Source organism: Oceanobacillus sp. FSL W7-1304 (assembly GCF_037969805.1).
GTDB lineage: Bacteria > Bacillota > Bacilli > Bacillales > Amphibacillaceae > Oceanobacillus > Oceanobacillus profundus.
The window spans coordinates 2,231,780-2,253,037 of the sequence record NZ_CP150211.1 but is presented as its reverse complement, the minus strand read 5'-3'; the positions used below and the strand labels follow the sequence as shown (position 1 = coordinate 2,253,037).

Genomic DNA, 21,258 nt, shown 5'->3' with positions numbered 1-21,258 from the left:
ATCATGGACGACTCTTCATTAAAAAGGTTTAGTGTGTCAATGGAAGGGCATTTGCTTGGGAAATTTGATGATTTAGTGAAACAAAGAGGGTATGAAAACCGATCGGAAGCAGTTCGTGACCTGGTTCGGGATGCATTAACACAGCACTCATGGGAGCAGGATGAACAAATTGTTGCTGGGAGTGTTCTTTTATTTTATAATCACCATCAGCGAAATTTAGTAGATGAGCTTACAAAGATTCAGCACCGTATGCATGATAATATCTTAGCAACGACACATTTTCATCTGAATCAAGCGAGCTGTTTAGAGTTGATTATCGTAAAAGGAAAAGCGAAAGACATCCAACAGCTAAGCAATCAGCTGACAAGTATAAAGGGTGTCGACTACGGTAAGTTTACATTAGCTCCTGTGGAGCGAATCTAATTTTGGATATTAAATGAAAATCGGAGTGAAATAAATGAATAAAAAAATAATCGGAATTAGCTTGTTGACTATGTTTATTTTTACTATCTTATTGGCGGGCTGTACACAGTCGGAATCTGATCAAGCAGATGATGCAACAAATGAGAAGGAAGAAAATAAAGATGAGCTTGTATTAGCATTTGGTTCGGAGCCGGAAACTGGATTTGATCCAACAACAGGGTGGGGGCGCTACGGCTCTCCGTTATTTCAAAGCACGCTCTTAAAAAGAGATGATGATCTTGAAATTGTAAATGATTTAGCTACAGGTTATGAAGTTGATGGAGAAGTTTGGACGGTGTCATTACGTGATAATGTGAAATTTTCTGATGGAGAACCTTTAACCGCTGAAGATGTTGTGTTTACATTTGAAACGGCAATGGATAACGCATCTGTTGTGGATCTTAATGTAATCGATAAAGTGGAAGCGATAGATGAATATACGGTGGAATTTACGCTAAAACAACCTCAGTCCACATTTGTTAATTCGCTCGTAGCAACAGGGATTGTACCAAAGCATGCCTATACAGAGGATTATGCTGAGAATCCGATTGGATCGGGACCGTTTCAGCTTGTGCAGTGGGATAAAGGACAGCAATTAATTGTTGAGGCTAATCCTGAATATTATGATACAGAACCTTATTTTAAACAGATTACCTTTTTATTCTTAAGTGAGGACGCTTCCTTTGCTGCTGCTCAAGCAGGTGAGGTAGATATGGCATATATACCAGCTGCATTTAGTAACCAAGAGGTTCCTGGCATGAAATTAGAAGCAGTAGAAACAGTGGATAACCGTGGTATTGTCTTTCCTTTTGTAGAGTCAGGAGAAGTTACAGAGGACGGTTTACCAATTGGTAATGACGTAACAGCAGATGTAGCAATTCGTCAGGCGATAAACATAGCTGTTGATCGTCAAGCGTTAGTAGATGGTGTGCTAGAAGGATATGGCACCCCTGCTTATACATCTGTAGATGGGCTGCCGTGGTGGAATCCAGAAACGGTTATTGAGGATGCTGATATGGACCGCGCGCGTACACTATTAGAAGAAGCTGGATGGGAAGATACTGATGGCGACGGAATTTTAGAAAAGGACGGCTTAAAGGCTGAGTTCTCCCTTTATTACTTAGCAAGCGATGCGATACGACAATCACTTGCAATAGCTGTTGCAGATATGATGGAACCACTTGGAATTAAAATTAATGTCGAGGGCGGAAGCTGGGATGTTATCGGTCAGCATATGTATTCCAGTGCTGTATTGATGGGTTGGGGGAGTCACGACCCACATGAGATGTATAACATTTACGGCAGCGATAATGCTGGAATCGACTATTATAATACTGGCTATTATGAGAACGAAACTGTGGATGCATATTTTGAACAGGCACTTGCAGCTTCTAGTGAAGAAGAGGCAATCGATTTTTGGAAAAAGGCTCAATGGGATGGTGAAACTGGTGTAAGTGTACAAGGTGATGCTGCGTGGGCTTGGCTAGTAAATATTGATCACCTGTACCTTGTTAAAGATAATTTGGATATTGGTGATCAACGCATCCACGTACATGGTCATGGATGGCCGGCAACGGATAATATTGCTGATTGGAAATGGAGTAATTAAAGTGTGTACAACCTCTAAAAGGTGTGTTCGAAATGGTTAAAAAGCTGAGCTTTTTTCTTTTTATGAAAGGGATACGAATGGCTACATTACTAGTAGCCATTTGTTTTATTTCCTTTTTATTAGTTAAAAATTCTCCAATTGATCCGGTTCAAGCTTATATTGGAGCGGACATGTTAAATGTAGGTCCTGAACAACGTGCTAAAATAGCTGCATATTGGGGACTGGATCAACCAGTTGGTGTTCAATTTATGAATTGGGGGTCTGCAATTCTTTCTGGGGATTTAGGTACGTCGATGATATATCGCCGCCCTGTTGCTGATATTATTGGGGAGCGTTTTATCAACTCCTTGGTGCTTATGCTGACTGCGTGGGTATTATCAGGAGTTATTGGATTTATCCTTGGTGTTGTTGCCGCAATGAAAAAAGGTACTTGGCTTGATCGATTGATAAAAGGGTACTGTTATACACTGGCTTCCACACCGACATTCTGGATGGGTTTACTTGTATTGATTGTTTTTGCGGTGTGGTTGAAATGGTTTCCGGTTGGGATGGGAGTTCCTGCCGGTGTGCTTGCAGAGGATGTTACGTTACTTGACAGAATTAAACACCTTATATTACCTGCGATAACATTAAGTATACTTGGTGTGGCTAATGTAGCGCTTCATACACGTCAAAAGATGATTGATGTGCTTCAAAGTGACTATATACTATTTGCCCGCGCGCGAGGTGAGCGTGGCATTGTGCTTTTTTGGAGACACGGGCTGCGTAATGTAGCTTTACCAGCAATTACTTTACAATTCGCTGCGTTTAGTGAACTGTTCGGTGGCGCTGTATTAGCTGAACAGGTTTTTTCTTATCCAGGTTTAGGTCAGGCAACGGTTGAAGCTGGCGTAAGAGGGGATGTCCCACTATTATTAGGACTTGTTATTTTTAGTACGTTATTTGTTTTTATTGGCAATCTAATAGCTGATCTGATTTATTTGGTGCTCGATCCTAGGATGAGAGGGGGAGATCGTTATGCTTTCTACTCCAGAAGAAAAAAATAAACAGCCTCTCCTAAATCAGAGAAGGCGGATGCTTCTTACAATTGTTATCGCAGCTTTATTTTTATTAAGTATCATATTAGGTGGGTTATTGTTGGATGAAGGAAGGATAACGACCAATCTAACTGAACGAAACGCTCCTCCATCGTTCGACCATTTATTTGGTACGGATTGGCTGGGCAGAGACATGTTTGCGAGAACAATTATGGGTCTTTCACTCAGTATCGGGGTTGGTTTACTTGGGGCGACAGGAAGTGCGCTGATTGCTCTTGTTCTGGGAATGGCTGCTGCGTCGATGGGGAAAATAGCGGATCGCTTGATTTCCTGGATTATTGATCTTTTCTTGAGTGTACCACATTTGGTGACACTTATTTTAATTGCTTTTACATTAGGTGGAGGGTTTAAAGGAATTGTAGTTGGGTTGATGCTCACGCATTGGCCAAGCCTTGCTCGGGTTGTTCGAGCGGAGGTGCTGCAAGTTCGTTCCGCTGAGTATGTTCAGATGTCGAAACAAATGGGAAAACCGCGTTGGTGGATTGCACTGCATCACATCTTACCACATATAAGTCCGCAAATCTTAATTGGATTTATGCTACTATTTCCACACGTTATATTACATGAAGCGGCTGTTACATTTTTGGGGTTAGGTCTTTCACCGCACGAGCCGGCAATCGGAATTATTTTGTCCGAGTCAATGAAGTATTTATCTTCTGGAATGTGGTGGCTTGCCTTTTTCCCGGGGCTTTGTTTGTTAATTGTTGTAAGGACATTTGATCAAATTGGAGAATATCTGCGGGTGATGCTTGACCCAACAAGAGCACATGAGTAAAAAGTTTTCCAAAGGAAGAGGAGTTAATGAATGTCTATTCTTGAAGTGAAAAATCTATCTGTCTCGTTTAAACAATATACGACTGGTATGAAACAAAAGGAACTCCAGGTTATTTCCGATTTGAACGTTAATCTGGAAGCGGGAAAAATCCTTGCCGTTGTCGGTGCCAGTGGCTCTGGGAAAAGCTTGCTCGCACATGCAATATTAGGTGTGCTTCCAAGCAATGCAAAGATCAGCGGGTCAATGACATATGCGGGAGAAGAGCTAACATATTCTAGGAAAATCGCGTTAAGGGGAAAAGAAATTGCCCTCGTTCCACAATCGGTTAACTATTTGGATCCTTTAATGAAGGTTGGCAAACAGGTACGTACATCGGTAAGGTCTGGTGATCCAGCGAGGAAGCAAAAGGAAGCTTTCGAACGTTATCACCTAACGCAAAAGGTGGAGGAGTTGTATCCATTCCAGCTCTCAGGAGGGATGGCAAGGCGAACGCTATTATCAACTGCTGTTGTCAGTGGAGCAAAGGTAATTATAGCGGATGAACCAACCCCAGGCCTTGATCCTGCTGTGATGAAAGAAGCACTTCGTCATTTCCGGGAATTGGCAGACAGTGGGTGTGCAGTCATGCTGATAACGCATGATATTGATTCTGCTTTATCTATTGCAGATGAGATTGCAGTTTTTTATGCTGGGACGACAGTGGAGATTGCACCAGTTGCAGACTTTACTGGAAAAGGAGAAGCATTACGGCATCCGTATAGCAAAGCTTTATGGCGAGCTTTACCTCAAAATGAATTCATTCCGCTTCCAGGAACACAACCACATGCAAGCTCCCTCCCACCTGGCTGTTTATTCGAACCGCGATGTCCATGGGCAACAGCTGCATGTCGAAAGGGAAGCCCCGATATGAGAGAATTGAGAGACAGTACGGTGAGGTGTATCCATGCAACTTGATGCAAAAGATGTTGGGTTTCGATATGGAAATGGCGAGTGGTTATTTCGCGGAGTGAATTTCACGATAAATCCCGGCGAAATCGTAGGTATTGTCGGGCCAAGTGGGCAGGGGAAAACCACCTTTGCTCGCATATTAGCAGGATTTGAGGATCCGGTTGAGGGAACCGTTACCCTTGGTGGCTTGCCAGTAGAGAAAAAGGGTTACCAGCCGATACAGCTCGTGTTCCAGCATCCAGAAAAAGCAATTAACCCACGCTGGAAAATGCAAAAAAGCTTACGCGAAGGCTGGGAACCGGATCGGACGTTACTAGAAGCGTTTGGTATTGAACAGGAATGGTTAACCCGCTGGCCAAATGAGTTGTCTGGCGGTGAGCTGCAGCGCTTTTGTATGGTACGAGCATTAGGGCCGGAAACGCGTTTCCTAATAGCAGATGAAATGACAACCATGCTTGATGCAATTACCCAAGCACAAATCTGGCATGCAGTTTTGGAGATAGCAAAAAAACGTGAAATGGGTGTCATTGTGATTAGTCATGAAGCAAATTTGATTGAAAGGCTTTGTAGTCGGGTAGTTACCTTGAATAAAAACGAATAATCAGAGGAAAATAAATGGGATCGAGTATACGCTCGGTCCTTTTGTATTTGCTGGAAGTGAATGTTTAGGATGGACTGCATTATTAAAATTTGATTTTATCATCCTGCTACTAGATTAAAAGGACTCAACTAGGATGTTATATTCCCTGTTCCAGCTTGACAGAGTAACTGATAAAACGTATAATACTTACATAAAGTAACAAAGTAATAATAAGTTATATTTATAAACCGAATTCTACAGAAGGTGGTTAATCGAATGGAGAAGAAATTTTTTGAAGCGCCGACGATTCATGTTGAAGAAGTTAATATAAATGTACGTGATTTATCAAATTCACTTTTATTTTATGAAGGTATTATGGGGTTCCAAGTGTTAGAACAAAGTGAACAGAAAGCAGTATTAACGGCTGATGGTAAGCGTCCGATACTTACATTAGAACAGCCGAAAGATGTAACTCCGAAACAGCAACGAACAACTGGCTTATACCATTTTGCAATTCTGCTGCCAAGCCGTGCTGATTTGGCTGCATTTCTCAAGCATTTTATCCAAACTGGTTTAGCGGACAGACTAGGGTTTGGTGCTTCTGATCATGTTGTTAGTGAGGCTTTATATTTCTCTGATCCTGATGGGAATGGTATTGAAATTGCGCATGATCGGCCCTCTTCAGCATGGGATTGGACAAATAGTCAGGTTACAATGCGGACAGATCCACTGGATGCAGAAGGAATTTTAGCTGAGCAAAAAGAGGAATGGCAGGGAATGCCTGCAAATACGCTTATGGGGCATATTCATTTACATGTTGCCGATTTAGATGCGGCAGAGAAATTCTATATTGATGGATTAGGATTTGATATTGTTACGAAATATCCTGGTGCGTTATTCACATCGCATAACGGCTATCATCATCACGTTGCTGTCAATGTGTGGAGTGGAATTGGCGCCCCTAGACCAGTAGCGAACAGTATCGGACTAAATTGGTATTCACTTGTTTTTCCGGATGAAGCGACGCGTAAGAAAACAATCGACCAATTAGAGCAAATCGGCGCTGATGTGACAAATGAAAACGACGCTTATATGACGGAAGATCCAGCCGGTAACAAAATAAAATTAATTGTACGTTCCTAATCGGATTGCATAAATCATAAAAACACCGTTCACGGGCTAGGCTTAAATCAGCATCGAACGGTGTTTTTATTTTTAATTATTATACCAGGCAGCTGCCGCTTTCACTTCGGTCATTGTTAACTGATGTCCGTGACCTTCCCAATGTAATGTTACATTGGCACCCGCAGATTCCAGTAGAGAATGGAGGTCTTCTGATTCTTGTGCAGGGCAAATTGGGTCATTTGTTCCTGCGGCGATAAATACCTGTTTACCAGAAAGATCCGGTAAGTCGATGCCTCTTCTTGGAACCATTGGATGATGTAAAATCGCTGCTTTTAACGCAGCTTGATAATGGAACATTAAGCTTGCTGCAATGTTTGCCCCATTTGAATAGCCGATCGCGACAATGTTATGACGATCAAATTCATATTTTTCTGCTGCTTCATCCAGAAAGTCATTTAGTTCGGCTGTGCGGAAAATAAGATCTTCTTCATCAAAAACCCCTTCAGCAAGTCTTCTGAAAAAACGTGGCATCCCATTTTCGAGAACATTCCCACGTACGCTTAATACATTTGCATATATGTCAATAATTTCTGCAAGTGGAAGGAGATCTTGTTCGGTGCCTCCAGTTCCATGCAGTAACAACAATGTTGGTTTGGAAGGATTGCTTCCTTTTTTGAAAATATGTTTCATTTGTTACACTCCTCCTAGTTTGGCCGTTCTAGTGAAAATAACGCTCCAGTTTTTGCGTAATTACTTCCTGCTAAACGACTTACAGCTTTTAATTTATCTTGGTTAATTCTTCCCGACTCTTCATAAATGTGTTCATCAACATGAAAGCGAACGACCTTTCCAATTAAGAGATCAGTATTAATTGATTCGCCATCACCTAATTCAATCGCTCGTTCTAATTTACATTCAAATCGAACCTTAGCTTCCTTAATTCCCGGTACGGAAATCGCTTCACTTTCTGCAAATGTGAAATTTGTCAGGTTTAGTTCGCTTTCTGTAGCAGGAAGCGATGCAGCGGTTTTATTGACCTCCTCGACATTATACTCATCAACTATATGCACGACAAAGTCTTTGCTTTCTAGTATATTTCGGGCCGTATCCTTTAATTGTCCAGCTTTGCGTTGAATCGAAATGGAAAGCATTGGTGGATTAGAAGAAACAACGTTAAAATAACTAAATGGAGCTCCATTGATTGTTCCGTCATTTGCTTTACTGTTAACAAATGCAATTGGTCTAGGAATAATGCTTCCAGTTAATAATTTGTAATTCTCGCGTTCTGTATTGTTTTCAGGATCAAAGGAAAGCAATGTCATCCCTCCTTAGAATGGAATAGATCGTTACTACTTTTCATGTTCTCACTGTTCTTCACTTTTTTTGCCGACCGTTTTAAGCACGTGAATGATTGTCTTTTTCTCTTCATCAGAAATACCATCAAATAAGTCCTCGATTACTTTTTGATGCTTTGGAAAAATGCCGTCCATCAGTTGGCGTCCCTGGTCTGTCAGTTGTATATAAACAACACGACGATCATCCTTGCAATTACTTCGTTCGAGCAGCTCTTTGTTTTCGAGTTTATCGATTACATAAGTAATGGACCCCGTATTAATAAGAACAGCCTCGGAAATTTGGCGTATCGTTTGTCTGCCTTTGTGGTATAATGCTTCTAAAATAGCAAAATCGGAAGTGCGCATGCCATGACTGCTAATATCTTTTTTAATTCTCTCTTCAATTGACTTGTAAGCCTTCATTAATACGACATAAGCTTTTAATGACAGATTTTCACTCATTCTTTTCCCTCCTAAAGCGTATCTAATATATGTTATTCAGATATAATTAATTAAAATATCTTTAATTAATTATAATTATATAAAACTAAATGATTAAAGTCAACCATTATCATAACGTGTTTCAATCATCTACTATAACTTGATTCTCTTTTCCCGGTACATGTAAACTAAAAGATATTGCAGTAGTCATTGTTATTGAATGGAGGAAGGGGAAATGGATAATCAGCTAACGGACTTCAGTATTAACTTACAGCAGATTGAATTTTTAGCTCCAAAAATGAATCAAGGAATTGGAGTTATTTTTGTGATTCAAGGAGATTTAACCGTTGAAACAAATAGTCGATTTTATCAATTGAAAGAAAAAGATGTGCTTGTTATAAATCGGAATCAAGTATACCAAGCGAAAGGAAATAAGGGAAATCACATTCTGTTGTTACAAATTTCCGATCGATTTATGAAGCAGTCCTATGAAGCGTATCCGAATAGTCGATTTGAGTGTTTCTCAGGCGACGTAGATATGGAAAAAGATGCGGTCATTAATCGAATCCGTAAACTTTTAGCCGAACTAATGATTGCCTATTTTCGAAGATCAGAGAGTTATCGGATTGAAATCCAATCTTATGTTAGCGAAATCCTGCTTATTCTTATTCGGCGTTTTAAGCAAATGGGAAGAATCCAGGAGCGCATTGATACAGGAGATCAACGAATCAGAGAAATCATTTATTATATGGAAGAAAATTATCATCAAAAAATTACATTAGATGATGTTTCGGAGAAGTTTTACTTATCGTCTAGTTATTTATCACGTTATTTTAAAGAGAAGGTTGGAACTGGGTTTAATCATTATTTGATGAATATTCGTCTTGAGCATGCAGTAAAGGAATTGCTGTATACTTCTGATTCAATCTCTCATATTGCAATGAATAATGGCTTTCCCAATGTAAAGTCATTTGTACATTATTTCAAAGAAGCATATAAAAAGACCCCGAAATTATACCGAGAAGAAAATCAGGAAACCGGTATGGACACGATGAAAACGTATGACATAAAGGATGCAGTTGAAATTATTCAATCATCATCTATTATTGGAGAATTAGGAATGTTACTGACGGATAGTGATGTTGTATTCACTAGTATCGAAACGGAAGCTGAAGAATTAAAGCTTGATATACGACAGGTTAGTCCATCTAAAATTAATCGGCCAATACATAATCTTGCTATCGGCGAGTTAAGTGAGCTATTAAAGGAAGGAGTCAGACTGCAAGTTCTAATGGCAAAGGAGGAAATAGGCTTAGAAAATATTGCAGTACGTAGATTAATTGGTGGTACTACATTTATTCCACCGGTAGAGACGGACGAAATTATCGCGACTACTTCGCCATATTACAATGCGGATTTCGTGTTGAATTTTTTAAGGAAGCATGATTTAGGACTGTTCATTCGGATTGATTACGTTGAAATTTCCCGTGATGAAGAGAATTATATAAGGGAAATGCAAGATTTCATAAAGCATTGCTTGAATGTGTATGGGACTTCCTATATTGAAAAATGGTACTTTATGTTTTATGAACCGTCTGCAACAGCTGTCCTTGTTAGTGAGCTTGAGCGTGTTTATTTGAAATTATATCGTTCGGTTAAGGCGCTTATTCCAAAAGTCAAAGTAGGAGCTTTTCTGCCATTTTCCTATAAAGATGAAAAAACGTCCAAGAATCATACTTGGTTAGTGGAGAAAAAAGTACCAATTGATTTCTATGGCTATGAAGCAAACCAAAATGAAATTATCGATTTTGAAGAGTTGGGAGATGATAGATTTTCGCTGGCGAAAGGGTACATAAAGGAAAAAACAGTTAAGCTAAAGACATATTTAAGAAAGCATGGGAAGAATCAGCCGATTAGTTTAATTAGCTGGAACACGCTATCTGGGAATACACGATTTACGAATGGAACGTTTTTCCGTGGAGCATTAGTATTGCAAAATGCTCTGGACTTGGCTGATGAGGTCGAATCAATAGGTTTTTGGATTAATACAGAACAGCATGAGAAGTCAGGGCGTGATAGGAAAATTCGGATGGAGGGACTTGAGCTTTTTCACTTTTTTAGTGGCAAACGCCCTGCTTATTTTGCGATGCAGTTTTTTGACAGATTAAATGGGGATATTATTGCACGTGGTTCAGAATATATCATGACTAAAAACGACCGTGGCTATCAGCTCGTATTAATGAATATTAATAATGTGAATCCTCATTTTACGATTGAAGAGACATTCTTAAAGAAATTAAATAAAGAAGTTCGCGTAACGATTTCTGGTTTGGAGCCAGGAGAGTATCAAATACGCAAACGGGTTTTTGATAAAGATTTTGGCGCACTTTATACAAAGTGGTGGGACTTAAATAGTAAATACGGAATGGATGAAGAGGTTATTAATCATATTAACGAAACGAGTAAACCATCACTTGAATTATTCGATCAGGTGATTGATGGTGATTGGAGCATGTATGCTTATATGTCATTAAATGCGATTCACTTCTTTGATATACGTAGAGCTTTTTATTAAAAATCGATTAGTATAATCCAAATTATATCTAAAACCAGAAAATAACGGTAAAAAATTAACGGTTAATTTTTTACCGTTATTTTTATATGTGAATTTATGAACATGATTTAACGCTTATTATAATGAAAAATGACTTATTTAAAATGGTGGATTTTTTTATACTAAGGATGTGGTAAAAATGAGCTCAAGAAAGACCGCAGGCATTATTATCCAGTTATGACTTGTTAGAGATAGGTAAGAATAAGATTTACTACATTATTGGGCTGTATAATGCCCATGCCCAAAAATCGTGAAGTTCTCAAAACGTGAAGCTTTGGGGTGAACAGACATGATTCTGTTGGACTGACATTCAATGAGAGGGAAGAATACCTCGCAGAATGGGTTTCACTTTATTAATTTTAAAAGGAGAGGTTGTACAATGGATACAGCTTACAAAGGCACCAATAAGATGATTACAGGAATTGTATTTGGAGTTATTACATTTTGGTTATTTGCTCAATCAATGGTTAATATTGTACCAGCAATTCAATCCGATTTAGGTGTTTCATTAAGTACGATTAACGTAGCAATTAGCTTGACTGCTTTATTTTCCGGAATGTTTATTGTAGTGGCTGGAGGTTTAGCAGACCGGATTGGTCGTAAAAAAATTACCTATGTTGGTTTGATTCTAAGTATAATTGGATCCTTATTACTTGTTTTAGCAAACGGATCTATACTTTTAATTGTAGGTCGTATTTTACAAGGTTTATCGGCAGCGGCAATTATGCCTGCTACGATAGCGTTAGTGAAGGAATACTTTGATGGTGAAGATCGTCAGCGAGCACTTAGCTATTGGTCAATTGGCTCTTGGGGTGGTTCAGGATTTTGTTCCTTCTTCGGTGGTGCAATCGCCACATCAATGGGATGGAAATGGATCTTCGTCTTTTCTATTGTTTTTTCACTTTTAGCAATGTGGTTAATTAAAGACACACCTGAAAGCAAAGCAGAAACAACAGGGACATTTAAATTTGATTTCGGTGGTCTAGGAATCTTTATTGTTACAATGCTTGCTTTAAATGTCTTTATTACACAAGGCGCAAGCTTAGGCTGGACTAGCCCATTAACAATAGGACTTGCAGTAATAACGATTGTTGGAGTAATTGGCTTTATTAAGTATGAAGCAAAACGAGATAATGCACTTATCGATTTTAAAATGTTTAAAAGCAAAGCCTATACAGGTGCAACTATTTCTAACTTCTTATTAAATGCAGTAGCTGGTACATTAGTTGTTGCGAACACCTATGTACAGGTGGGGAGAGGCTTCTCGGCGTTTCAATCAGGAATGCTTTCAATTGGTTATCTTGTAGCGGTGCTCGGGATGATTCGCGTAGGTGAAAAGATTATGCAAAAAACTGGCGCAAGAAAACCAATGGTATGGGGAACGGTTTTAACGTTAATCGGTGTAGGTGTGATGGGACTTACTTTCTTGCCAGACCTAATGTATACAATTGTTGTATTCGTTGGATTTATACTCTTTGGTTTAGGTTTAGGAATGTATGCAACACCTTCAACTGATACGGCTGTAACCTTTGCTCCAGCAAATAAAGTTGGAGAAGCTTCCGGAGTGTATAAAATGGCAAGTTCACTTGGAAATGCGTTTGGAGTTGCGATTTCAGCGACAGTATACAGCGCAATCACAGCAATAAGTAGTGTAGAGGTAGCGGCATCCTCAGGAATTATCGTTAATGTAATCTTTGCGATATTATCCTTGATTTCAATTATCGTGTTAGTTCCTAGGGAATCAGGGGAAAATGAAGATGACCCTATCAACGCATCCAATGTACGTCCTGTTGGGGCAAAACATTAAGAATTGAGTCAAAATAGAGGAGGCAGTTGGAATGAGAAGTAAATTGATGGAGATGTTAGAAGCACGCAAAGATGAAATGATTGAAATTCGTCGTTATTTGCATGAAAATCCAGAGCTTTCTTTTAAAGAAGAAAAAACTGCTCAATATATTGCCGACTTTTACAATGGTAAAGATGTAAAAGTAGAGACAAATGTTGGTAATGGTTATGGAATCATTGTAACGATTGTAGGAGGAAAACCGGGAAAAACAATCGGATTAAGAGCGGATTTTGATGCCCTTCCAATTACGGAAGAGGCAGATGTCCCATTTAAATCAAAAAATGAAGGGGTCATGCACGCATGTGGCCATGACGCTCATACAGCATACTTGCTTGTTCTTGCTGATTGCTTGATTCAACTTAAAGAAGAGTTAAATGGTACAATAAAAATTATCCATCAGCATGCAGAAGAGGTTCCGCCAGGTGGTGCAAAAAGCATCCTTGATTCGGGTAAGCTAGATGATTTAGATGCAATCTTTGGTATCCATGTACTTCCGATGGATCCTGCTGGAGTGGTTGGTTATCGCAGTGGCTATGCATTTAATGGCAGATCTTACTTTAAATTAAAAATTCAAGGAACTGGTGGACACGGTTCATCTCCACACACTGCAAATGACTCTATCGTCGCAGGTGCTCATTTTGTAACGGTTGTGCAAACCATTATTAGTCGTCGTTTAAATCCGATGGATCCAGGTGTTGTAACGATTGGATCGTTTGATGGGAAAGGGACATTTAATGTCATCAAAGACAGTGTAGAGCTTGAAGGTGATATTCGCTATATGAGCGCTGAAAGTCAGAAGATTATTGAGGAAGAATTTAAGCGAATTGTTAAAGGGATTGAAGCAGAATTCGGAGTAGAATGTATCCTGGAATATAAATCCGATTATCCACCATTGTACAATACTCCAGAGTATACAGAATTGGTAGCTGAAAGTCTGAAAAACGCTAATGATAAGGATATTAAAGAGGTAAAACAATATCCACCTTTAGCGCCGTCTGAGGACTTCGCTTACTATTTGGAAAAAATACCTGGCAGTTACTTCTTTATCGGATGTACACCAAAAGGAGTAGAAAAGCCTTACTTTAATCACCATCCGAAATTCGATATTGATGAGGACGCCATCCTTGTAGCTGCTAAAGCGGTTGGACATGTTGTTTGCAGTTACTTTGAAAAAAATGAATGATGAGGTTCTATTAAAATTGAAAATACCGCATGAAAATCAAATGAAAATTTTGATTTCATGCGGTTTTGTTTTTTCTGATTGAGATTTTATTACATCTTATCGCAGAGGATTTTTGACAGAATATATATGTGGGTGTATAATATACGCTTGTATCGAACAATCTAATTAAATTTTGAGGTGAATATTGTGAAGAAGTTAATATCTACAAAGATGGGATTCTTCGCTATCGCTGTATTCCTATTTTGGATAAAAACGTATTTGATATATAAAATTGAATTTAGTCTTGGTGTAAGTGGGCCTATGCAAGAGTTTTTACTATTCTTAAATCCGTTAAGTACAGGATTAATATTCTTAGGATTAGCACTCTTTGCTTCTGGTAGAAAAGCTGGCCGATGGATTATTATTCTATCGTTTATTCTAAGCTTTATCCTGTATGCTAATGTTGTATTCTATCGTTTTAATAGTGATTTTATCACGATAGCGACCATGATGCAGACAAGTAACTTTGGTAGTTTAGGTGGAAGTATTGCAAGTTTAGTAGAGTGGCGTGATCTTCTCTATGCATTTGATTTAGTTTTATTAATCGTATTGTATTGGAAGAATCGTACGAACTGGTCAATGGAACGACTAAAGATTCGGAAACCATTCATTGTGCTGGCCGCTGGTGTAATGGCCTTTGTTATCAATCTAGGCTTAGCTGAGGCAGATCGCCCACAGTTGTTAGAGCGTACATTTGACCGTAATTATTTAGTGAAATACTTGGGTGCATATAATTTTATGATTTATGATGCAATCCAAAGCTTTGAGTCATCGACACAACGCGTGCTTGCAGATAGTAGTGATATTACAGAAGTTGAAAACTATACGAAGAGTAAATATGCAGAACCAAATGAAGCTTACTTTGGAAAAGGTGAAGGAAAGAACATTATTAAAATTCATCTAGAATCATTCCAATCCTTTTTGATAGATTTTGAGTTACACGGGGAAGAGGTTACACCGTTCTTAAATTCCTTAGTGAACGATCAAAGTCAAGGATTCACGTATTTTGATAACTTTTTCCACCAAACAGAGCAGGGAAAAACAGCTGATGCTGAGCTGATCATGGATACTTCACTCTATGGCTTGCCACAGGGATCTGCTTTTGTAACACGAGGAAAAAATACGTATCAAGCATTACCTGCAATTCTTGATCAGGAACAAGACTATACAAGTGGAGTATTCCACGGAGATGGTAAATCGTTCTGGAACCGTGATGAAGTGTATAAGCATCTTGGGGTAACAGATTTCTATTATGATATCTTTTATGATATGAGCCCAGATCAGGTTATTAATTATGGATTAAAGGATAAACCATTCTTTGAAGAGTCCATGCCATTATTAGAAGAAATGGAACAGCCATTTTATGCCCATATGATGACATTAACGCACCATCATCCATATTTGATTGATGAAGATGAAGCGACGATTGCCCCTGCTGAAACGGGTGATGGTTCGGTGGACCGTTACTTCCAAACAGCACGTTATCTTGATGAATCATTGGAACAATTCTTTAATGATTTGAAGGAATCTGGACTTTACGAGGATTCAATAATTATGATTTATGGAGACCACTATGGTATCTCAGATAATCATAACCGTGCAATGTCCGAAATTCTTGGTGAAGAAATTACACCATTGAAAAATGCGGAGCTTCAGCGTGTGCCATTTATGATCAAAGTTCCTGGTGTTGAGGGACAAGGTACGAATCATACGTATTCAGGTCAAATTGATGTTATGCCAACGCTTCTGCATATTTTAGGAATTGATGCACGCGATTATATTCTTTTCGGTACAGACATGTTTTCTGAGAACCATAAAGACTATGTGCCATTCAGAAATGGTGGATATATGACGGAAGAATACAGCTTGGTAAATGGCGTTTATTACGACAATGAAACGAAAGAAATTATTGAAGAACCAACAGAAGAGATGAAGGAATTAAGTGAAACAGTTCTTCATGAGCTGGAACTTTCAGACCGGGTATTGAACGGGGACCTACTTCGTTATTACACACCGAATGATGAGTGGGAACCAATTGATCCTGCTGATTATGACTATAATTATGATTTGGAAGATAGCGAAGAAGCCAGTGAAGAAGAATAAGAGGAACAGCACTGACGGAGATGTCAGTGCTGTTTTTGTGTAAAGTGAATCTACATGAAGTAAACAAAACCTATTCCTCGCAATTTTGCCATGTTCAAGATTAGAGATATTACATAATGCGGTAAAATCTAAAACAATGAATTGAAAATATGAAAAAGAAGGTGAACTTCATTTGAAACAAATGATTCGGAGGTTCTTAGTTTGGTTCTCGGCATTGTTTCTATTAAATATCATCGTTAATGTAATCTTCAAATCATCTTTACACCTAACAACTGCTTTTTCTACAGCTTTAGGTGTATCAGCAGGCATCGTAATTGTAGGGAAATGGGTAGAAAGTAGATTGAGCTGATAAGAGCATGCAGGTTTGCGGGACAAGCATGCTCTTACCAATTTATTCTGCTTTTTCCAGCTCTCGTTTCCTTTTTAAAAGTGCTTGAAATTCTAGTTCCAATGCTTCTGACGGTTCTAGACTGAGCTTGCTCAGTACTTCCGTTAATTTTGTTTCAATTACAAGTAATTCTTGCTCTATTGAATCAGCGGCCTGCTTTGGAACGTAATTTTTATACGCCTCAAAGCTTCCATCAAAAAACGTAATTTTTTGTTTTTCGATTGCTAAAATGTGATCAGTGATATTCTCGACAAAACGTCGATCATGAGACACAAGAAGTATTGTACCTTCGTAATCAGTTAGAAGGTCTTCTAATGCTTCGACTGCTTCAATATCAAGGTAATTCGTTGGTTCATCTAAGACGAGTGTATTTATATTGCTGACAAATAGTTTTGCAAAAGCTACTTTAACACGTTCTCCACCGCTTAATACTCCTACCTTTTTATATACATCTTCCCGATAAAAATGTAACCTTGCAAGCACAGTGCGAATAAAGGTTTCATCCTGGACAGCTGTTGAGCGAACGTTTTCCAGTATGGAGTCTGTTGTATCAAGGACGTCAAGGTTCTGGCTGAAATAACCAATTTTGGCAGCGGGTGATACCGTGATGCCATCCGCTTCGTTCATTATTTTCTTTAACAGCGTTGTTTTACCAGCACCGTTTTTGCCAATAACCGCTATTTTTTGTCCACCACGAATATAGAAACCTGCTGGGTTCCAAAGGATGCGATTGGCTACTTTTCCAGTTAGCTCCTCTGCTCGGATAATAATCTGTCCTGTAAAAGCTTCCTGATTCGGTAAATTCATTTTAATGGCAGGTATTTCTTTTACCTTTTCTACTTTTTGAAGCTTTTCTAATCGCGTTTCTATTGATTTTGCTGTTTTTTGAAGCTTCTTTTGTTTTTTAGCGAAGTATGGCTTCGCTCCAGTAATTTTTGCTTCAGAAGCGCTGACTTGATTCGGTTTTTTCGTTGCGCGTTGTGCTTTTTGCTCCTTCAACTCGCGTGCATGTTCCAATTGTCTTTTCTTTCGTTGGTATTGTTCATATGCGCTTTCTTGTTGTCTGATTGCAAGTTCCTTTTGAGCAATATAATCCGAATAGTTCCCTTTATACACATTGATTTTTTTTTCGTCGATTTCCCAAATCTTCGTACATAGAGCGTCTAAAAAGCTTCGATCATGGGACACAATAACAATAGCTCCTTGCCATCTTTGTAATTGCTTTTCTAAGCTTTCGATATGCTCCGTATCCAAGTTGGTTGTGGGTTCATCCGCAAATAAAAGGCCAGCTTGTGTTGCTAAAGATTGGTTAATATATTCCTGTGTAACTTCACCACCACTTTTTGTTGTATCCGTGTTTTTTAATTGGGGGAGCAATTCACAGGTTGCTCGGAGGTTAATCATACCTTCTTCTGGCTGCCGCTTTCCTGCAAGTATTTCGAGCAGACTTGTCTTACCACTGCCATTTCTTCCAACAAGTCCAATTCGATCTTTATTCTGGATAGCTAAATGATCCGCAGCAAAAAGTAAACGATCCTTGACTTCATACTTGAGTCCGCTTATTTCCATAATAACCATATCTATCATCTCCGTTCTTATTTGAGAGACCAAAAAAAAGCCTCCAATTCTTTTCAGAATAGGAGGCAGAGGTGTACAGAAAAAAGAGAGACTACTCCCTTTGGCTGGAACACAAAAATCTACAATCCTATTCTGAAAAATTCCATGATTGTATGACAAAAACAGCAGAAAAATCCGCTAATGTTGACATACTGTTCACCTGAATGTTTTCGAAAAAATAGGATTAGTACTTCATGTCCCCTTTGTTCACCCTTCCGTCTTGTAGTTGATATTATTATAAACGAATGGAATGCTCTGATGCAACCCCTTGTTTTTGGCTATTTGTAGAAACTCCGTCACAAAAAACAACTGTTATATTTGATAAAATAAACATATTGAGGACAGGAGGAGCCTATAATGGAAAGAGTAATCCGAAAGCAAGAGGCAGATACATTCATTGAAAATTTATATAGAGAGCTTGGCAAAACATCAAAAGAAATTGCTGGGAGACTGAGTCAAATTCACGAAGAGCTGGATGAAAAAGGGTACTATGAGCATACATATGAAGAGCTGTCTTATGGTGCCAAGCTTGCTTGGCGTAACTCGAATCGTTGTATTGGTAGACTGTTTTGGGAAAGGCTGGAGGTAATAGATGCAAGACATGCTGCACGTAGTGAGGAAGTATTTACTTATTTGCTTCACCATATAAGGAATGCAACCAATTATGGGAAAATCAAACCGATGATAACGATATTCCAGGCCGAAATCCATGGGGATAGACAGGTGAAGATTTGGAACCACCAATTACTTCGCTATGCTGGATATGAAACGGAAAATGGGATAGTAGGAGATCCAGCTTCTGTAGCTTTTACGAAGGAATGCTTGAAGCTTGGCTGGGTTGGTGAAGGAACTTCATTTGATTTGCTTCCACTTGTTGTTCAAATCGGTGGTCATGACCCGGAGTTTATGGAAATACCAATGGAGTACGTAATGGAGATACCAATTGAGCATCCTGACTTTTCACTGTTTGGGGATTTAGCGGTGAAGTGGTATACAGTACCAATTATTTCGGATATGCGCCTCGAAATCGGGGGGATTGACTATGTAACAGCTCCGTTTAATGGCTGGTATATGGGTACGGAAATAGGAGCGAGAAACCTAGCTGATGAAGGGCGATATAATTTGCTTCCTTTAGTAGCGAAACAGATGGGATTAGAAACAAAACATGAAAGCACTTTATGGAAGGATCGTGCACTTGTAGAGCTAAATGCCGCTGTATTAGATTCCTTTAAAAAATATGGGGTATCCATTGTCGATCATCATACAGCTGCAAAGCAATTTAAGGTTTTTGAAAATCGGGAACAGAAAACAGGGCGTAAGGTTACTGGGAATTGGACATGGTTGATTCCACCATTGTCTCCAGCGGTGACTCATATTTTTCACAAGCCTTATGATAACCATGTGCAAAAGCCAAATTATTTCTATCAAAAGAATTATTATGTATAATCAAAAAGAAAGGCAGTTCCAAACGGAACATGCCTTTCTTTTCCCCTAAAAGGGGTGCACGCGGAAAATTAAATTCATCTTCTCCAAACTGTTCTTTCTGACGATATTTTACAACTCGTCATTACAGGATGGTCTCACTGACTGTATTTGTTGCTTTAGAGATCGTTGAAAGAGCCTTTCAATCTGCTTCTCCAGAATTCAGTCAGATTACCAGTTGCACTTTCACAAAAAACCACTTACTGTTTTGAAAAACTAACCGTGAAATGGAACTTAAATCTTAAAGCTCCTGACGAGTCTAGCATTCGCCAGTAAAGTAAATTTTCCGCCAAGGCTGTGCATTTCCTCATTGGAATTCATTTGTAAACAAGTTGGAAAATGAAGTGGTTACATTTTCGCAAGTTGTCTGCAACAATCCTTCCAATGCAGTTCGCCTTGTACTATTTGTATTCCCGTATGAATATGAACTAAACCTCCTTTTTAAAAATTATTTTTGTAGTTTACGCTGGGGAAGACCTGTTGTGTTTCATAACATACCAGGCGTAACACAAAGTTATGAAGTTATTTTTTGTGAAAAAGCTGAATGAAGCTCTTTACAAAGAGGATAAATTTTTATATAGTAAAGATACCTAATAATTCTAGGTAGGTGAGAAAATGTTTAATCGCGAACTTGTAAAAGGCAGTACCTCCTTGCTGGTGTTACAGCTTTTAAATGAACGTGATATGTATGGCTACGAGCTCGTAAAGGAAATGGATCGACGTAGTGAAAACCATTTGCAAATGAAGGAAGGTACGCTCTACCCAGCACTTCATAAGATGGAAAAACAAGCGTACATTGAATGTTATTGGCAAAACCAAGAAAAGGGACCAGCTCGTAAATATTATCGTATTACAGAGCAAGGGAAAGAAATCCTTGCAGAAAGAACGTCGGAATGGCATCGATATGTTCAAGTGATGAACAACCTGATTGGGAGAAACGAGTCATGACCGAAGGGGAACAACATTTTTTAAATGAATTAGAGCAAGAGATTGGGCGTCATCCTGATAAGGAAGAGATTATAGCAGAATATCGCCTGCACGTATTTGACCTGCTCCAGGAGCAAGCGACCGATGAAGCAAAAGTATATGATGAATTGGTACATAGACTCGGTTCGCCAAAGGAGATTGCAGCACTATGGAAGCAGGAATCAGCCGTAACGCCTAAGAAAACGCAGCAATTATTTGTGTTTTGCAATATTGCCATTTTCACTTTTGGGGTGCTGCTTACAATTGGCTATAACGCATTTGATTGGTACTGGCTGGAAAGCTTATGGGCAGGCCTAACAAATGCTGCATCTATTATTATACTTATTTATGGTTTCTTTTGGGCGTTGCTCGGCTATGAAATTGGCAGAGAGTTTGGGTCCCGTGGTCATAAATTGTTGAAGAAGACATTTTTGTTTTCTATCATACCTAATTTGATCTTAATGTATTTAATTGTATTTAAGCTTATTCCACTTCAGTGGTTTCAACCGTTATTGAGTACGCCGTTTATTATTGTTTGCATTCTTTGTACGGCCGTATTGTACCCAATAAGCTGGCTGGGGTATCGGTGGGGAAAGAAAGCTTCAATATGAAATGGGCTGAAGCCGAGTAATGCATTCAGTCCTGATTC

19 protein-coding genes are annotated in these 21,258 nt (G+C 38.9%); 15 read left to right on the top strand and 4 right to left on the bottom strand.

Translation table 11 applies throughout. The features are described 5' to 3' along the window. Positions 1-3 precede the first annotated feature (3 nt). The 7 genes from nikR to NYE61_RS11370 all read left to right on the top strand — a co-directional run bounded on the left by nikR (position 4) and on the right by NYE61_RS11370 (position 6,614). Positions 4-423: a nickel-responsive transcriptional regulator NikR gene (gene nikR / locus NYE61_RS11400; RefSeq protein WP_095312083.1), complete on the top strand. Its 420-nt coding sequence runs from the start codon at positions 4-6 to the stop codon at positions 421-423. Between the two features lie 34 nt (positions 424-457). Next, positions 458-2,071 (top strand): ABC transporter substrate-binding protein, encoded by a 1,614-nt coding sequence (locus tag NYE61_RS11395; RefSeq protein WP_303448293.1) that lies wholly within the window; start codon positions 458-460, stop codon positions 2,069-2,071. Between the two features lie 32 nt (positions 2,072-2,103). Continuing rightward, the gene (locus tag NYE61_RS11390) at positions 2,104-3,117 is read left to right on the top strand and encodes an ABC transporter permease (RefSeq protein ID WP_251661059.1); all 1,014 of its coding nucleotides are present in this window, start codon (positions 2,104-2,106) and stop codon (positions 3,115-3,117) included. Then, complete coding sequence (locus tag NYE61_RS11385) at positions 3,089-3,943, top strand: ABC transporter permease (protein WP_095312087.1); 855 nt, start codon at positions 3,089-3,091, stop codon at positions 3,941-3,943. Before NYE61_RS11390 ends, NYE61_RS11385 begins: the two co-directional genes overlap by 29 nt. A 30-nt stretch (positions 3,944-3,973) precedes the next feature. Continuing rightward, on the top strand, positions 3,974-4,897 hold the full coding sequence (locus tag NYE61_RS11380) for an ABC transporter ATP-binding protein (RefSeq protein ID WP_303448294.1): 924 nt from the start codon (positions 3,974-3,976) through the stop codon (positions 4,895-4,897). Then, positions 4,887-5,492, top strand: a complete 606-nt coding sequence (locus NYE61_RS11375; protein ID WP_303448295.1) for an ATP-binding cassette domain-containing protein — start codon at positions 4,887-4,889, stop codon at positions 5,490-5,492. The genes NYE61_RS11380 and NYE61_RS11375 overlap by 11 nt, the downstream gene beginning before the upstream one ends. 255 nt (positions 5,493-5,747) lie before the next feature. Then, complete coding sequence (locus tag NYE61_RS11370) at positions 5,748-6,614, top strand: VOC family protein (protein ID WP_303448296.1); 867 nt, start codon at positions 5,748-5,750, stop codon at positions 6,612-6,614. A 72-nt stretch (positions 6,615-6,686) separates the two neighbouring features. On the opposite strand, the gene NYE61_RS11365 is transcribed toward NYE61_RS11370, so the two are convergent. Genes NYE61_RS11365 through NYE61_RS11355 form a run of 3 tightly spaced genes read right to left on the bottom strand, consistent with a single transcriptional unit; the run spans position 6,687 to position 8,392 of the window. After that, positions 6,687-7,286: an alpha/beta hydrolase gene (locus tag NYE61_RS11365; protein ID WP_339315498.1), complete on the bottom strand. Its 600-nt coding sequence runs from the start codon at positions 7,284-7,286 to the stop codon at positions 6,687-6,689. Between the two features lie 14 nt (positions 7,287-7,300). Then, positions 7,301-7,912, bottom strand: a complete 612-nt coding sequence (locus NYE61_RS11360) for a flavin reductase family protein (protein WP_303448297.1) — start codon at positions 7,910-7,912, stop codon at positions 7,301-7,303. 48 nt (positions 7,913-7,960) lie between these two features. Further along, on the bottom strand, positions 7,961-8,392 hold the full coding sequence (locus NYE61_RS11355; RefSeq protein ID WP_095312100.1) for a MarR family transcriptional regulator: 432 nt from the start codon (positions 8,390-8,392) through the stop codon (positions 7,961-7,963). 214 nt (positions 8,393-8,606) lie between these two features. Here NYE61_RS11355 and NYE61_RS11350 point away from each other — a divergent pair, with 214 nt between their 5' ends. The 5 genes from NYE61_RS11350 to NYE61_RS11330 all read left to right on the top strand — a co-directional run bounded on the left by NYE61_RS11350 (position 8,607) and on the right by NYE61_RS11330 (position 16,505). Continuing rightward, positions 8,607-10,946, top strand: a complete 2,340-nt coding sequence (locus tag NYE61_RS11350) for a helix-turn-helix domain-containing protein (RefSeq protein WP_303448298.1) — start codon at positions 8,607-8,609, stop codon at positions 10,944-10,946. A 418-nt stretch (positions 10,947-11,364) separates the two neighbouring features. Beyond that, entirely contained in the window at positions 11,365-12,792 is a 1,428-nt protein-coding gene (locus tag NYE61_RS11345; protein ID WP_095312105.1) for an MFS transporter, read from the top strand. A 31-nt stretch (positions 12,793-12,823) separates the two neighbouring features. Beyond that, the gene (locus NYE61_RS11340) at positions 12,824-14,014 is read left to right on the top strand and encodes an amidohydrolase (protein WP_303448299.1); all 1,191 of its coding nucleotides are present in this window, start codon (positions 12,824-12,826) and stop codon (positions 14,012-14,014) included. Positions 14,015-14,200: 186 nt separating this feature from the next. Beyond that, positions 14,201-16,156, top strand: coding sequence for an LTA synthase family protein (locus NYE61_RS11335; protein WP_251661049.1), 1,956 nt, complete (start codon positions 14,201-14,203; stop codon positions 16,154-16,156). 172 nt (positions 16,157-16,328) lie between these two features. Next, entirely contained in the window at positions 16,329-16,505 is a 177-nt protein-coding gene (locus tag NYE61_RS11330; protein ID WP_251661048.1) for a hypothetical protein, read from the top strand. A 42-nt stretch (positions 16,506-16,547) separates the two neighbouring features. Here NYE61_RS11330 and NYE61_RS11325 read toward each other — a convergent pair whose 3' ends face one another. After that, positions 16,548-18,122: a Vga family ABC-F type ribosomal protection protein gene (locus NYE61_RS11325; RefSeq protein WP_303448344.1), complete on the bottom strand. Its 1,575-nt coding sequence runs from the start codon at positions 18,120-18,122 to the stop codon at positions 16,548-16,550. 396 nt (positions 18,123-18,518) lie between these two features. On the opposite strand from NYE61_RS11325, the gene NYE61_RS11320 reads away from it, so the two are divergent. From NYE61_RS11320 to NYE61_RS11310, 3 genes are all read left to right on the top strand, one after another. After that, complete coding sequence (locus NYE61_RS11320; protein ID WP_303448300.1) at positions 18,519-19,607, top strand: nitric oxide synthase oxygenase; 1,089 nt, start codon at positions 18,519-18,521, stop codon at positions 19,605-19,607. Positions 19,608-20,258: 651 nt separating this feature from the next. Beyond that, entirely contained in the window at positions 20,259-20,591 is a 333-nt protein-coding gene (locus NYE61_RS11315) for a PadR family transcriptional regulator (protein ID WP_095312113.1), read from the top strand. Continuing rightward, positions 20,588-21,220 (top strand): hypothetical protein, encoded by a 633-nt coding sequence (locus NYE61_RS11310; protein WP_095312115.1) that lies wholly within the window; start codon positions 20,588-20,590, stop codon positions 21,218-21,220. Before NYE61_RS11315 ends, NYE61_RS11310 begins: the two co-directional genes overlap by 4 nt. Positions 21,221-21,258: the final 38 nt, after the last annotated feature.